This window comes from Nostoc sp. (assembly GCF_036919895.1).
Taxonomy (GTDB): Bacteria; Cyanobacteriota; Cyanobacteriia; order Cyanobacteriales; family Nostocaceae; genus Nostoc.
Map to the genome: position 1 here is coordinate 133,387 of NZ_JBALBW010000056.1, position 15,044 is coordinate 148,430.

At 42.4% G+C, this 15,044-nt stretch carries 13 protein-coding genes; 4 read left to right on the plus strand and 9 right to left on the minus strand.

The annotated features are described in order from the left end of the window. Positions 1-27 precede the first annotated feature (27 nt). Positions 28-3,240, minus strand: a complete 3,213-nt coding sequence (locus V7K55_RS10425) for an alpha-mannosidase (RefSeq protein ID WP_334830861.1) — start codon at positions 3,238-3,240, stop codon at positions 28-30. Between the two features lie 87 nt (positions 3,241-3,327). On the opposite strand from V7K55_RS10425, the gene V7K55_RS10430 reads away from it, so the two are divergent. Continuing rightward, complete coding sequence (locus V7K55_RS10430) at positions 3,328-4,977, plus strand: hypothetical protein (protein WP_334830863.1); 1,650 nt, start codon at positions 3,328-3,330, stop codon at positions 4,975-4,977. Positions 4,978-5,154: 177 nt separating this feature from the next. After that, entirely contained in the window at positions 5,155-6,075 is a 921-nt protein-coding gene (locus tag V7K55_RS10435) for an alpha/beta hydrolase (protein WP_334830865.1), read from the plus strand. A 53-nt stretch (positions 6,076-6,128) separates the two neighbouring features. Here V7K55_RS10435 and V7K55_RS10440 read toward each other — a convergent pair whose 3' ends face one another. The 5 genes from V7K55_RS10440 to mnmE form a co-directional block, all read right to left on the minus strand. Further along, a complete protein-coding gene (locus V7K55_RS10440) occupies positions 6,129-6,449 on the minus strand; it encodes a hypothetical protein (RefSeq protein WP_334830867.1) in 321 nt (106 codons plus the stop codon). A 50-nt stretch (positions 6,450-6,499) separates the two neighbouring features. Beyond that, complete coding sequence (locus tag V7K55_RS10445) at positions 6,500-7,270, minus strand: SDR family NAD(P)-dependent oxidoreductase (protein WP_334830870.1); 771 nt, start codon at positions 7,268-7,270, stop codon at positions 6,500-6,502. Between the two features lie 27 nt (positions 7,271-7,297). Next, complete coding sequence (locus V7K55_RS10450) at positions 7,298-7,576, minus strand: hypothetical protein (protein WP_265270213.1); 279 nt, start codon at positions 7,574-7,576, stop codon at positions 7,298-7,300. Between the two features lie 30 nt (positions 7,577-7,606). Further along, positions 7,607-8,110, minus strand: coding sequence for a GNAT family N-acetyltransferase (locus V7K55_RS10455; protein WP_334830876.1), 504 nt, complete (start codon positions 8,108-8,110; stop codon positions 7,607-7,609). A gap of 206 nt (positions 8,111-8,316) precedes the next feature. Next, positions 8,317-9,738: a tRNA uridine-5-carboxymethylaminomethyl(34) synthesis GTPase MnmE gene (gene mnmE, locus V7K55_RS10460; protein WP_334830878.1), complete on the minus strand. Its 1,422-nt coding sequence runs from the start codon at positions 9,736-9,738 to the stop codon at positions 8,317-8,319. Positions 9,739-9,972: 234 nt separating this feature from the next. Between mnmE and V7K55_RS10465 the strand changes: the two genes are divergently transcribed. Then, positions 9,973-10,173 carry a hypothetical protein gene (locus V7K55_RS10465; RefSeq protein WP_012410641.1) on the plus strand — a complete coding sequence of 67 codons (201 nt, stop codon included), beginning with the start codon at positions 9,973-9,975 and terminating at the stop codon, positions 10,171-10,173. A gap of 170 nt (positions 10,174-10,343) precedes the next feature. Here the strand turns inward: V7K55_RS10465 and V7K55_RS10470 are convergent, their stop codons facing one another. Both V7K55_RS10470 and V7K55_RS10475 read right to left on the minus strand, forming a co-directional pair. After that, entirely contained in the window at positions 10,344-11,363 is a 1,020-nt protein-coding gene (locus V7K55_RS10470; protein ID WP_334830880.1) for an HNH endonuclease, read from the minus strand. A 253-nt stretch (positions 11,364-11,616) separates the two neighbouring features. Next, positions 11,617-12,105: a hypothetical protein gene (locus V7K55_RS10475; RefSeq protein WP_334830882.1), complete on the minus strand. Its 489-nt coding sequence runs from the start codon at positions 12,103-12,105 to the stop codon at positions 11,617-11,619. A gap of 163 nt (positions 12,106-12,268) precedes the next feature. On the opposite strand from V7K55_RS10475, the gene V7K55_RS10480 reads away from it, so the two are divergent. After that, positions 12,269-14,158 carry a serine/threonine protein kinase gene (locus V7K55_RS10480; RefSeq protein ID WP_334830884.1) on the plus strand — a complete coding sequence of 630 codons (1,890 nt, stop codon included), beginning with the start codon at positions 12,269-12,271 and terminating at the stop codon, positions 14,156-14,158. Between the two features lie 151 nt (positions 14,159-14,309). Here the strand turns inward: V7K55_RS10480 and V7K55_RS10485 are convergent, their stop codons facing one another. After that, on the minus strand, positions 14,310-14,978 hold the full coding sequence (locus V7K55_RS10485; RefSeq protein WP_334830886.1) for a heterocyst differentiation related protein: 669 nt from the start codon (positions 14,976-14,978) through the stop codon (positions 14,310-14,312). Positions 14,979-15,044: the final 66 nt, after the last annotated feature.

Here is a 15,044-nt window from a genome sequence, read left to right on the forward strand (position 1 = left end):
ACTGTCCACTGATACAGCAATATTGGCTTACTCCAGTCTGGGATTAATCTCTGGAATTACCTTGAAACTAGCGATTTTCCAAGGCTGGATTGTTAAGATTTGTTGCCCAGATGAGAATTCGGTATTAGAGGAACGCTCTAAGAAATCTACTGTATCTCCTAGATGCAAACCTAAATCAGTTTGCAAAGATAACTCGGCTGTTTCTCCGTGGCATTCATAACACCGTAGAATTAATTCCTGTGGGTTATCTTCGGATGGTTTTAAGGCCATCAAAATTAAATTTTCAGCTGATAAATCGAGGAAACTTACCCCCAACCCATCTTTACCAACAGAGAGGGAAGGGTTTTCAGGTGGGTTTTCATTAATAGGATTCAATATGACTTGCAACGGTATATTCAATTCATAGCCACGCCGTACCGTATGGGCTGATTGCCAACTACCAGCATGAGGATAGAAGGTATATGTGAACTCGTGAAAACCTTTATCAGCCTCTGAGTCTGGCCAATTAGAACTGCGTAAGAGTGTTAAGCGGAGTTGATTTGGTTTACTGTCGTAGCCGTATTTACAATCATTCAACAAACTAACTCCGTGAATACCCTGCTGTGTTTCTGTTGTCAAATCAGCCCAACGCAAAGCGGGGACTTCCCATTTCGCTTGTTCTGCGGGAGTTTGTGATTTAGTTGAACGGCGAATCGCACCACAGGGAATTTCATAAGTAGCAAAATCTGCTTCGATATTCAGAGGAAAAGCAGCTTTCACCAATACATGATCTTCTTGCCAATTGACGGTAGTAGCTATCTTCAGCAGAGACGAACCAACTTGCAAAATATAGTCTTGGCAAAATTCCGATTCGCCCAACTGACGCACAACGCGCACACGACTTTGCACTGACCCTTGTTCTAACCACTGAATAGATTGAAGATTTGTTGAGGGTAAGGGATGTTGGGCATAATTGGGGTCTATATTCCAAGCATCCCAATATTGACCGCTATCTTTAAAAGCTTGTAGTTGATTCCCTGCACCACTTAAAAGTTCTCGTTGATAAGTTTTATCAAAAACACTTGATAAATCTCCCGTATCAGGATCTATAACAACTCGCAAGAATTCATTTTCTAAAATCCAGTCTGGGAGGAGTGAGGGAGATGGGGGGGATGAAGGAGATGAGGGAGAAAGCCAAAATATGCGGTAGCCAACGGGTGGAATTTCGGGGGCGAAGAATAGTAGGGTTGATGGTTCAGATAATTGGGAGACAAGCTGCTTTCCAGAAGGATCGTAAATCTGCCATTCTTCTGGTGTGGGTAAGGATATAGAGACTACCTCAGAGCGTTGCCAATTGAGAGAATTGAAAACGAAAATAGGTAAACTTTCGGGTGTTGGTGGTTCCGATGGGGTAATGTGAGATGCGATCGCAAAAAGTGATTCTTGTAATATCTTCGTTCCCACTTGTTCCACTTGTTGCCACTGGGGTAACGCATCTGTGTAAACTTGAGTAATTGAAGAACCAGGTAAAATATCGTGAAACTGTTGAAATAAAACCTGCTTCCAAGCTGCTTCAATTTCCGCCTTAGGATATGTCACACCACAGCTTACGGTTGCTAAGGTAGCAAATAATTCAGCTTCATATAATAAATTTTCACAACGACGATTCCAGCGTTTTTGGTCTGCGTGGGTAGTGTAGCAACCGCGATGGAATTCGAGGTATAGTTCGTCATTCCAAATAGGGAATGACGAAGAATCAGAACTCCTGACTCCTTTACTGATTTGCTGTAAATACTTTTCAGCCGTCGTGAATTCTAAGTCTGGGAAAACAGGCGATTTTTGCCAGCGTTGGGCAGTTTCTAACATATCACGAGTGGGGCCACCGCCGTGGTCGCCGACACCAGGAAGCCAGAGGGATTCTGATAAACCAGTTTGGGATTGCCATTCTAGAGCGTAAGATGCCATTCTAACTGGGTCAATGCTTTCACCGATGGGCGCAGACATTAAACTAAACACTTCGCTACCGTCTGGCGATCGCCACCAAAAAGCCCCATAATCAAATTTAGTAGTATCATTCCACCGCAACTTCTGGGTGACAAAATACTCAATTCCGGCATTAGCGAAAAACTGCGGTAAAGTTGCACAGAAACCAAAAGTATCTGGAACCCATACTATAGTTGAAAGCTGACCAAACTTTTCCTGGATGTAGCGTTGACCATACAATAGCTGACGGACTATTGATTCACCAGAAATTAGATTGAGTTCCAGTTCCACCCACATTCCACCGATAACTTCCCAACGTCCAGCAGCTACCTGTGCTTGAATCGCCTGAAATAAATCTGGGCGATGTTCTTCAATCCAAGCATAAAGGGCGGGAGTAGAATGGCAGAAAATTAACTCAGGAAAATCTTCTTGCAACTTCAGAACCGACTCAAAAGTATTTTGCGCCGCATTCCAAGTTTCACTCACAGGCCATAACCATGCTAAATCTAAGTGAGCATGACCCAATAAGAAAATTTTAGATTTTTGATCCCCCCAACCCCCCTTCAAAAGGGGGGCTAAGATGTCGGATTGAATTAAGTTTTGGCGTAGCGACAAAAACGACTTTACCAACTCTTCTTTCTCTGTGAACTCTGCGCCTCTGCGGTTCGTAACCTCCCCCACCATCGTCGCCAAAACATCCAACTTCTCTGGTGTAAACTTTTCCAAATAAAGTTGCATCACAGCTAACTCATCGGCCACAAAACCCGGATCGGGATTATTATCAACAGTAGACTCATACACTAGGAGCGATCGCACTAAAGCACCATCACAATGTCCCGGACTCACTAACCGCAAAGCCACAATAAACTCTTCCCCTGGTGTTACCCCCTGACTGAGAAGCACTCTAGGCGAACAATCAAATAAATCACCCTCCAGCACCAACTCTCCATTCACATAAATCTCAGCAGAATCTGCCCACCAAACCAGCGCCAGCCGCAAAGATAATCCAGCTAAGAGATAACCCTGTAAATCTTGGGGAACCACCAATCTTTGCACTAGCCATAGCACTTTTGTCCCGCCTGTCCAAGCGATATGTTCTTTAGCATTCAACTCGACAGGTTGCCAATGAGACAAATCAGCAGCCACAACATCGGTAATAATCAGGTCAGATTCTTGGTATAGCCAGCTAGACTGAAGATTAACTTGACAAAAAGAGCGCAGTTGCTCAATTGCTTGTGAGATGATTTCGGTATGAGATTGAGAGACAATCGGGGTCATATATTCGCTAAGATTAGGTGTTGGTTGTTTTTATTGTTTGGCGCGAGTCTCACAACTTAACAAGACTTGAACTAAAAAATTACTACTATGTCTTCTGGTTCCTCTGGTCGTTATCAAAGCAGACTATTTAACTTTGTCCACCAGCAATCTCGGCGGGTGACACAACAGTGGGAACACACCTTTCGGCATTTGCAAGTTGCCACTAAGTGGGGTGTGGAGGCACTACTTTACCCAGTGTATCTACTGTTTCAGTCATCTGAATCATCTGGAAAAACGCTACAGACCAAAGAACCGCAAACTAGACTAAAGTTACAACCAAATGATACCGATTTCCAGTCTGAAATTCCAAATGCTGATAGCCCCATTCAACAAGTACTAGAAGCAGTCAATTATCTGTTGTCAGATGAAACCACCTCTACTCCTGCAAAAACATCTGAACCTTTCAATCCCCTGGCTTTACTAGGAGTTTTTCGGCTGAAATTCGTTTATAAGAACTCGACAAATAACGTTAGTCTTACTAAATCCCCAACAATTACAGAAAATCAAGCGGGAATCATCCACCCTTCACAGCTAGAGAACGCTTCCAAACAAGATTTTCCAGTAGTGCGAGGGATTGCCACAAATTTGATGAACCGTAGTTTAGTACTTGTTAGTACCGACAATGAAATTCTTGATATTTTGACATCCCAGCAACAGGCAAAATTAGAAGAAAGAATTATTAACGAAGTTGCTAATTACTGGCAGTATTGGCGGTTGGTTATAGCTAAAAAAGAAACGGAGCTATTACCACAAATTGACCGTTTATTAGCAAGACTCACTGAGGGTGATACAACTAAAATTCCAGTTTTGGATCGGAAAATACCAAAAGATTTAGTTAAAAAAGACAGATTGTTGGCCTTTTTAGATATAGCCGTTGCTAAGTTAGAGTCAAATGCTTTAGTCCCTATGCAAGAGCGTAGCCAAGAAATTGTTCAAGTTGCCCAAACTAAGTTAAATATATTTCTTTATGGCAAAGAGCAATTAGCTGCTAATGGAGAAATTGCAACTAATACTGATGGTTTGGAAACTCATACATTAAATCTTCAGGCTTTGATTGAGGCGGCGCTTAATTACTTTTTTGGTGTTGGTAACAGAAAAACACTTGAGCCAACAACTAGTGATGAGCGATTACCAGGTAAACTATTCTCGTCACGCTTTAGAAAAGCCTTGTCTAATAGCCCCTTGTTAGAGAACCAGGATTTAGCTATTGACCCTTGGCTAACCTGGGGTGATTTATTTGGGGACACCGAAACCGTTACTGACAAGTCAGTTAAACTATCTGAAGTCAAAAATCCTGCTTTAGCGGCAAGTTTATCAGTAAGGCATTTTCCACAAAAGAATTTAACTGTAAAACAACCTAAAATCGGATCTGGTTTGGTACGAAGGAAACAACCAACTAGTAGTCTTGTCTCAAATCAAAAAACATCTGGAAAAGTTGCCTCTGTCAAACAAACTCAAGCCCGCATTTCTCAAACTAAAAGCGAGAGTCGTAAAGGTGAAATTTTGCAACAGCAATTTCATCAGAGTAGTCAAGTTGAGGCACAACCAGATTGGATAGAAACTAAAGCAACTTCAACAGGCTATGAGAAGCACCCCTTAGAGCAAATTTTGGAATGGGTTGATTATGCTATGCTCTGGCTAGAAGAAAGATTTGTAAAGGTTTTCCAGTCGTTACGGCAACTATGGCAGGGCAAATAATTTGTAATTCGTAATCACATTGGCAAAGAGGCTACGCGAAGACTAAGTAATTTACAACCCACAGATCCCCAAGTTATTTGAGAAGTGGCGGATCTTATTTCTCACGAATGATTCAGGATTGCTATAGATATTGACATGTTAGTAACTTGCTGGGAGAATACGTAAAAAATTAACGAGATGATTGACCATAGCGATCGCATAGCGTCTCATAAAGAAGGCAGATTTCAAGGTGTGGGAGGACTTGACCTGTATTACCAAAGCTGGCATCCAGAGGGTAAAGTACGGGCAATATTAGCCATTGTGCATGGACTGGGAGCGCACAGCGATCGCTACAGTAATGTAATTCAGCATTTGATACCCAAGCAATATGCCGTCTATGGCTTAGACTTGCGCGGTCATGGACGCTCACCAGGTCAGCAAGGCTATATCAACGCTTGGAGTGAGTTTCGCGAAGATTTGGGAGCCTTTTTAGAGTTAATTCAGACTCAGAATCCTGGATGCCCAATTTTTCTTTTGGGTCATAGTTTAGGCGGAGTGATTGTCTTAGATTATATTCTGCGTTATCCCCAACAAGCATCAAGATTGCAAGGTGCGATCGCTCTTGCGCCAACCTTGGGGAAAGTTGGGATTTCACCGATTCGAGTGCTTTTAGGAAAAATGCTCTCACGGGTGTGGCCGCGTTTCACCCTAAATACAGGTATTGACATTAGTGCTGGTTCACGAGATCCGCAGGTTTTAGCCGCGATCGCTCAGGATACACTACGACATACCCTAGCTACTGCCCGTTTAGCTACAGAATTCTTTGCAACACTTGATTGGATTAATGCTCACGCAGGTGATTGGCAATTACCATTGTTGATTCTCCACGGTGGTGCAGATCGAGTGGCTTTACCTGCGGGAAGCGATACCTTTTACCAACGGGTAAATTATACAGATAAGCTGAGAATTGAGTATCCAGAAGCCTATCACGAAATTCAGCGTGACCTCAATTATCAAGAGGTAATGGCTGATTTAGAGAATTGGTTGGAGCGACATCTACCACCTGAAACAGCGCAGTTAAGCAGGGGAAGCGCTGAGTTAGAGTTTCCTAATTCTTAGGTTTTAGTATCGCATCTACTTCTATCAAACAGGCGATCGCGTATTAAGCAGAATCAGTTATCTGAAAAATATGTTGCTGAGGATAGAGAGTTTTTGCTAACCAAGATAGGTTCTCCCTTTATTCCTCCACGAGTAAGAGTACAAATCTTATAAAGGTTTTCGCATTCAAAGATTGCCATAACTAGCTCTTTTCCGGTTTGATAAGAGGATGGTAAGGGTTTACCTACCTCGCATTCCATATCAATTTCGCGATCGCGCCACTGTAACTTCCAAATATGCTTTTCGGTTATTGGTGCTTTGAGTGACTTAGCAAGAGCATTATACACCTGCTCTGCTTTGATATCATCCTTGGCTGCTGGCACAAAAAACTTCATAGGCTGAGGTTACAAGTAATGTAGGTTTCATTAGCACCAGCGTAACTCAGTTACCAAGGCAATCTGCTCCCATCCCACGAGAAAAACTGTCCGCTATCGCCTTCTTGAAGCTGTTCAATCACAGCCAATAATTGGGTAACAGTACGTTCCACTGAAAACAATTTTTCCGCAGGGACATTTTTCTGGAAAGGACGGGAAAGGCGCGTATCAGTTGTACCAGGATGTAATGTCACTATTAATGCTTTCGGACAACTTCTTTTATACTCAATGGCCGCAGTTCGCATGAACATATTAAGTGCTGCTTTAGAAGCGCGATAGCCATACCATCCACCAAGTTTGTTATCGCCAATACTGCCCAATTTAGCAGAAATACTAGCAAACACGCTGCGTTCTCCATGACGCAATAAAGGCAATAAATGTTTAGTCAGTAAGACAGCACCAATACTATTTATCTGAAAGTAGCGCAGCAAGTTTTCTGAATTAATTTCTCTTAAGCTTTTTTCAGGCTGCAAAGTATCTTCATGCAACAGTCCTACACAGCTGATTACCAAATGCAGTTTGTCAACTTGAGTACGTATTGTTTGAACAGCTTCAAGAATCTGTAACTCATCAGTAATATCCATCTCCAAACAAATCAGTTTGTCAGAGTATTTCTCTACTAAAGATAGTAATTCCTCAGCAGCATTCTTTTGGCGATATGTAGCATAAACTTTAGCTATTTTTTCATCTTGAAGCAAGTTTTTTACAAAGCCTAAGCCAATGCCTTGATTGGCTCCGACAATCAAAGAATTAGCATCTTTTATTTTATCGTTAAAAACCATTTGTTATATATAATTATTAAAAAACAATCATAAACTAGATATTGCTAATTTTGCTGATAAATCAAGTGCTGCTGAATCGTATTGCCAATAAGGAGAAAATTTCATTAGGTCATCTAACATAACAAAAGCTGGTTTATCAACTATGTCATCTATAGTTAAGGAATCTACTTTTTTCTCAATGACAGTTAAAATGAATATTCCCTGGTAACTACCGACTGCCCAGACACTAGCATCTCCACCCCCTCCAGTACTAACTTTGATAAACTTTTCAAAGAAGAAATCAATATCTTTTCTAAAGACTGGCATAATATTTATCTATTTAAAGACATACCAATATCAGGTCACTTGTCGAGGTATTTCATATTCGTAGCGGGAGACAAAATAAGTACCAACTTGTCTGTCGCTGTGATAACGGAAACCAAAGCCTTCATATACTGCTCTCAGGCGTGGACGAGAAGCATCGCAATCTAGACGTAAATAACGTTTATCAAGTTTTTGTGCGCGTTCAATAGCCCAAGTCAGCAGTGCTGAAGAGACTTTACCACCAGAGTAGCGTCGTCGAATTGCAAAGCGATGTAAAAATGCTGACTCTTCCTGAGAAATATCAGGCCAAAAAAGTAAATCCTCAAGTTGAAACTTTATTGTACCAGCCGGTTCACCATCATATTCGGCAATGAAAAACAAACCTTTAGCAACATCTTCAGAGATATTTTCTGGCGAAACCTCGCTATCACGCCACAGAGGTATACCACGCTGCTGGAGCCATAAAGCTGCTTCTAATAACACATCCGACACTATCCCCGTATCTTGTATGGTTGCTTGGCGAATTGAGATGTACATTTAGTTATAGCGTTTACTAGTCATACAAGGTACATCATAGTCCCCTCCTCGCTTGCGGGGAGGGGGTTGGGGGTGGGGTTCTTGTACCTCACTCAACTGAGAACCGCTATATTAATTTTAGGTTAGTTAAACAATGGGTAAAAACATTAGGTTTTGCTTCACTTCACACAACCTATGCAAATTAGCAAAAGTAGAATATTTTTGGTTTATTTACCAATACAGAACTTGCTAAAAATCCGATCCAAAACTGATTCTGTAACTTCTTCACCAGTAATTTCTCCTAGCGCCTGAATTGCACCACGTAAGTCAATTGTCCAAAAATCAAGAGGGAGTTGCTGGGCAATTGTTGCTTGTACTTGTTCCAAAGATATTTTAGCTTGAGTTAAAGCTGCTGCTTGCCTTTGGTTAATTGCTAAATCCATATCAGCAGCTTGGACTTTTCCGGTGTTAACTATCTCTAGAATTGCCGCTTCTAAAGCATCAATACCTTGATTTTGGGCTGCTGCTGTGAAAATTTTAGATTTAGGAGCGCATCTTTGGTGCGCTTCCAGCGCAACTTGAATTTTAGATTCAAGAATTTTTCTTTCAATTTCTTCTACTAAATCGATTTTGTTAATAACTAAAATTAACGGACGGTGTTGCACTTGTTCGTAAATTTCTCTATCGCCTTCTGTCCACCCAGATGAAGCATCGATGGTAAGCAAAACTAAATCAGCTGCATTGGCAGCACGGCGCGATCGCTCTACGCCAATTTTTTCCACTTGGTCTGTTGTTTCCCGAATCCCGGCTGTATCCAGCACTTGTACGGGAATTCCCCCGACAACTAGCTGGGATTCCACCACATCGCGGGTTGTACCGGGTAAGTCGGTGACGATCGCGCGATCGCTCTGGCTCCAAGCATTCAATAAGCTTGACTTACCCACGTTTGGCCGCCCAACAATTGCCACTTTTAAACCTGTGCGTAACAACTCACCTTTGTCTTTGGTTGCCAATAATCTAATTATTTCCGTAGCAATTTTCTCGATTTCTGATATTATTGCTTTATCATCCAACGGCGGTAAATCTTCCTCAAAATCAATTCGAGCTTCGATTTCTGCCAAAATATCTAAACAGTTGGCGCGTAACTGCCGAATCGGATGAGCTAATTTTCCCTGTAAACCAGCTAACGCAGTTTGGGCAGCTTGAGGCGATTTAGCTCCTACTAAATCAGCAATACCTTCGGCTTGAGTTAAATCCAAGCGTCCATTCAAAAAGGCGCGGAGAGTAAATTCTCCAGGTTGAGCTAATCTGGCACCATTTTCTAAACACAGTTGTAATACCTGTTGCACCGCCATAATTCCCCCGTGGCAATGGAATTCCACCACATCTTCACGGGTGTAAGAACGGGGTGCTTTCATGATCAGCAATAAGGCTTCATCTACCAACTGTCGCGTTTGGGGATGACGAATGTAACCGTAGAGAATTCGGTGACTTTCCCAAACTTGTCGCCCTGGTGCGTGAAAGAGAGTTTGGGCTAAAGCCATTGCTTCCGAACCAGACACCCGCACAATACCAACACTACCCTGTTGCGGGACAACAGCAGTTGCGATCGCAGCGATGGTTCCAGTAGTGGCAAAAACTTCTGACATGAGCGCCTTTTATATAGGAGTAGAGACACGATTAATCGCGCCTGTACAGGAGTTAGGAGTAAAAATCATAACTCATAACTCATAACTTTCTAAATGGTAGGTATTTAGACTAATAGGATAGCAACTGGCAAGGTAAAATTTACTTAGAGGGTAATGTCTGATAGTAAAGAGTTAGGGGTGAATATTAGAAATCACAACTTAATAACTCATAGCTTTTAAAGAGAGGAATTTACTGTGGAGCAAAAGATTAACTGCGCTGTAGCCTGTGTTAACGGGTGTGTTTTAGGGGATAAATGCCCAAATATCGAGTTTAGAGAAGCGGCTGCAAAATTTATTGAAGAGACTCCCCTAGACAAAATGTTGGAATTGGCACAAGAACGTCTGCGGAAAAAAATGACGGAACCGCCAAAATGGGTTTTTCCTGAAGATCCATAAGATTGGTCTTGATAGGCACAAGCAAGACAGCGAGAAACTTAAATAGTATCTAGAGCTATATTTAATTCTCGCAGTTTTGCCGCCAAGCGATCGCTGTGTTGAGAACCTGTTACAGAATCGGATCAATTCGCAAGGCATTAAGGGCTGCGATCGCTCTTATCCTGAGAATACTAATCAAATGCAGTTTTGTAAGCCTCAGCAGTTTCTATCCCAAAACCTCCAGCTTCGACATGACGGACTAGCGATTGAATGATTGGTGTAGCAATACTAATACCAAGTAAAGCATTGAAGCCTGCAACAACCACTGGTGCTGACAAAATTACTGTAAATTCTGGAAATAAAGCTAACACAGCTACCAAGACTAAAAAAACAATTGGTGTCGCAATCCCTGCTGCCTTTGCTGCTTCAAAAATTAGATTTTTATACTCTTCGACAGTAATATCGCCCCGATAAAGATCCAAAGAGTAGGAAATCGCCGTTACTACAACTTGGGTGAGAATAGCTGTTCCCGTTGCAGTAATGCCAAGCATAGCGATTGTCCCAGAATTGGTAACAATAGAATCTACCGCATTATAAACCCGAATATAAAACTGTTCGCCAACGGTCATAACTTTAGCTCCGCGACGGAGATTGTCAACACCTACTTCCCAAAGGATATTATCAGCAGCATTCGATCCACCTTTGGAACGGGGATTTATATGGCTACCATGTTTATCTCTCAGAAATTGACGAATTGTATATTCTCTGCCTCCAAGCTTTGATGTACCAGGAATTTTCTCAAAAAGCTTTATGACATCTGCATCAGAACGAGGTGAGTCTCCCACCCGAACACCAGCACGATATTTCAGCCTATTTGCAATCTTGGGCATCTCTTGGGCTAATTCGGCAGCTGTCTTAGGTAAATTTTGCAAAGCATCAGCCATAACCATGCTCGATGTGGCAACTGCAACAGCATTTTGTTGAAATGTTTTACTAACATTTTGAACAGTTTGAAAACCTGCCTGTGTCGCTATGGTTGACAAACTTTGTAAATCATTAACTGCATGGACACTTGAAGTAGTTATTTCAGTAGTAGCGTTCTTGATTCCATCAACTACCTCATCCATCCCGTTTACTACATTGCTGGCTGCTTCTTGAGCTTTATCTCTAACGGTATCTGCCAACTTCTGTGCTTGGTTGATAAAATCCATGTTTTAATAACCTTTCATTTCTGCTGTGGAGTGTTTGCTCCAGTTTCACTTTTTCCAACTAAGAAGCACCTCAGCATTCATAACGAATTTACTTCCAAAATTTTAAAGATATTATAGGACTAGTATTTGATTTTTGAAATACACGTAGGATGTGTTAGCGTCAGCGTAATGCACCAAAAACCTTGAAACCAGGTGCGTTACTTAGATTTTTTCATAAATCAAATCGGATTCCTATAGTAATTACTTTATTTTCTCAACTCTCTGGTAAATTAGCAAACGCCTGTTCAACCAACTCCTTTGCCTTTGCATCCAAACGCAGCCAATCCACTTCACCCAATTCATCAATTAAACTAGTATCAATATCAGCACCTTCCTTTTTTGGGCTGTATTCAAAAAAACACACCTCATAACACAATTCCCATAAATCGATACTCGCTTCTTGCTGTTGACGCTGCAAACGGAGATGATATCCTGGATGGGGCATCGGCAGACGAGCTAGAGTCTCTCTGATTTCATCTGCTTCTTGGGGCGTTGCAGTTTCCATCGCTTGCAACAACTCAGTCACCAATGCTTTGATTTCATCAGTCGTGCTAGGCGGCCAAATCAGGACATCGTGGTAAGTTCCCGTCCAGGAAGATTCATCAAGGGACTTGCGGATATTGTCGATAACACGAATGAAAGCAGGTTGCATGAGGATTTCAGCCTGCTGCCATGCAACTGAGTTTGTTATTTTAGGTGGCATTGGTAATAAACAGGGGCACTAAAAGAAAAATAAACAGTCTGCGTTTATTAAAAAGCTGCGTTTTTAATCTAAATCTTTTCTCAAGATAGCGGATTTCATTGAAGAAAATTTGGAGATATTTATTACTAGCTGGAAAATTAAGTAATAACCCTGGGGAGGGAATATGATAGGCAAGCTACTAGACCATCGTTACCACGTAATTAGAGTCCTCGCAATGGGAGGATTTGGTCAAACCTACATTGCCCAAGATACTAGGCGGCCGGGAAACCCTATCTGCGTTGTTAAGCATCTCAAACCCGGAACTGACCCCAGAGTTTTTGATACTGCTAAACGCCTGTTCAACAGCGAAGCCGAAACCTTAGAAAAACTAGGCAACCATGACCGAATACCCAGGCTGCTAGCGTACTTTGACGAAAACCAAGAGTTTTATTTAGTCCAAGAATATATAGAAGGACATACCCTAGCTGAGGAACTTCTACTTGGTAAACGCTGGAGTGAAAGCCAAGTAATTCAACTATTGCAAGAAGTTCTGGAAATTCTCGAATTTGTCCACCGCCAAGGCGTGATTCACCGCGACATCAAACCGGATAATATCATCCGTCGCGCTTCAGATAATAAGTTAGTTTTAGTAGATTTTGGGGCAGTAAAGCAACTGCGTACACAACTGGTAACAGTGGGCGGACAACCCTCTGCCACCGTGGTTATCGGCACTCCTGGCTATATGCCCACAGAACAAGGGCAAGGTAAACCCCGCCCCAACAGTGATATTTATTCCCTCGGCATCATTGCCATTCAAGCATTAACAGGATCACAGCCAACAGAATTGCAAGAAGACCCAGAAACGGGCGAAATCATTTGGCAGCAATCACTAACCGTAAATTACCGATTGGCGGCAGTGTTGTCCAAAATGGTGCGTTATCACTTCAAAGACCGCTACCAAAACGCCACGGAAGCACTGCAAGCATGTAAAGACGCGATTAATCCAGTACCTACATTTTCCACACCTCAAGAATCCACGAAATCCCGCCCTCAAGTATCTCGGTTGCAAACGGTTGCAGTTGCACCAGCAAATCCTGTCAAACCTGCCCGTCAAGACTCTAGTAAATTCGATCCATGGCCAATATTAATTGGCATATTATTGGCGGGTGGTGCAGCTGCCTTGGTAGCAAATGTATATCCAAATGTGAAAAATTTAGCTTTAAATCTTACAGGTACGGATACCACCTTAGAAAACAAATGTTCGGCTGTTGTCGTCGGAAATTCTAATATTCGTTCTGAACCTAGTTCGATAAATTCTGATAATGTTCTGCAAACAGTTGCGGATAATACCAGTTTCGAGGTGACTGGCAAGCGAACAAGACGAGGTTGGATAGAAGTTAAACTTAAATCTGGTCGTTTGGCTTGGGCACACCCGGAGGTGATAACTAATAATGGAGAATGGGCTTCTTGCCTACGCGGAAAAGGCATTGCAACTAAGATTGTAGATGATAACACCTTGATTGCGACTCGACCGACTCCCAAGCCAAAAGCACAATCTAGCGATGTTGTAACTCAATTACCAGAATTGCCAAAGGGGTCAAATCCCGACGTTGGAAAATCGCAGCCTAATGATAACAGTGCCAATACTATAGAACAAGCAAAAAAGAAGTATGATTCAGGGGATATAGTTGGAGCGATCGCACTTTTAAGGTCGATTCCAGCAAATGCTGCTTCTGGTATCCAAGAGACGGGCAAAATGATTGCCCAGTGGCAGGACGATTGGGCTAAGGCTGAGGCGTTATCTAATGAAATCAATAAAGCAATAGATGATGGTAAGTGGGATAAAGTTTTAGATTATAGAAACCATCCAGAAAAATTGCCCAATACTAAATACTGGCGAAACAAAATAGAACCATTATTTAAGCAAGCAGCCGAAAATCTGGCAAAACAGGCACTAACTCAACTAAAAAATCAAGGCAATCCGAAGAGTACCCAACAAAAACTTCCCGATACTAACCAACCTGCCAGTAAAGAGAGTCCCACTACCACAGAAACTCCGAAAAGCAGCTTTTAACAGTTACGAGTGTTTACCTCGTTCCCAGCTTATATCTACAAGTAGGTTCTGCCTCCTCAATTTGCAGCAGCAACCAAATAAAAAACGTTTCCAGGTTCTATCTGGAAACGAGATTTTTAATCGGTGTTTATTTATAATTTGATTTTCGCGATTAGTGCATTTCGTCGTATTCTGGAGCTTCAACTCGTCTTGCTTCCATCCGCGAAGCAGGAAGAAACTCAGCACGACGGACTGGAACCAAGGGCGGCGTATTTCCTTGGTAGGGGTGAATCACTTGTACAGTACGGGCTGGACGCTGCCGTGGTGAGAACAAAGCCAATACCCCAGCGACGACAACACCACCACCAATGGTCAGAGTTGCTCCTCCCACAGCCCAAAGCATAGGTGAAGACCACCAAGAAGGATTTTGCTGCGGCTGGAATGCTGCTGCTTTTTGTTGGTTATACTGCTGGGCTTGTTGCCACTGCTGCTGAGTATTAAAATTTTGAACTTGGCCTTGAAGTTGTTGATTTTGAACCTTCAGCTGTTCGTTATCGTTTTTTAAACGCTCCAACTGCATCTGCGTATTCAGCTTCTCCATCTCCAGACGCTGGTCAGCACTAGCAGCAGTTGGTGGCTGATTAGGATTGGGATACACTGGTTGCCCATAAGGGCTATAAGGATACATTGGCGACTGCATTCCTGGCGCTACTACAGTCCCTGGCATTTGCGGAGCAACAGCAAAGTTAGGTTGTAGGGGGGTATTTGTTCCTTTGAGCAATACGAGAGCCGCCAGCCCAGCTACGGCGACCCCGCCGATAAACGCCATACTTTCACTCATCGCCTATGCTCCTCAATTGCGACGTAACTATAATCATTTGTGACTGACTCACTCTCACACTCATAA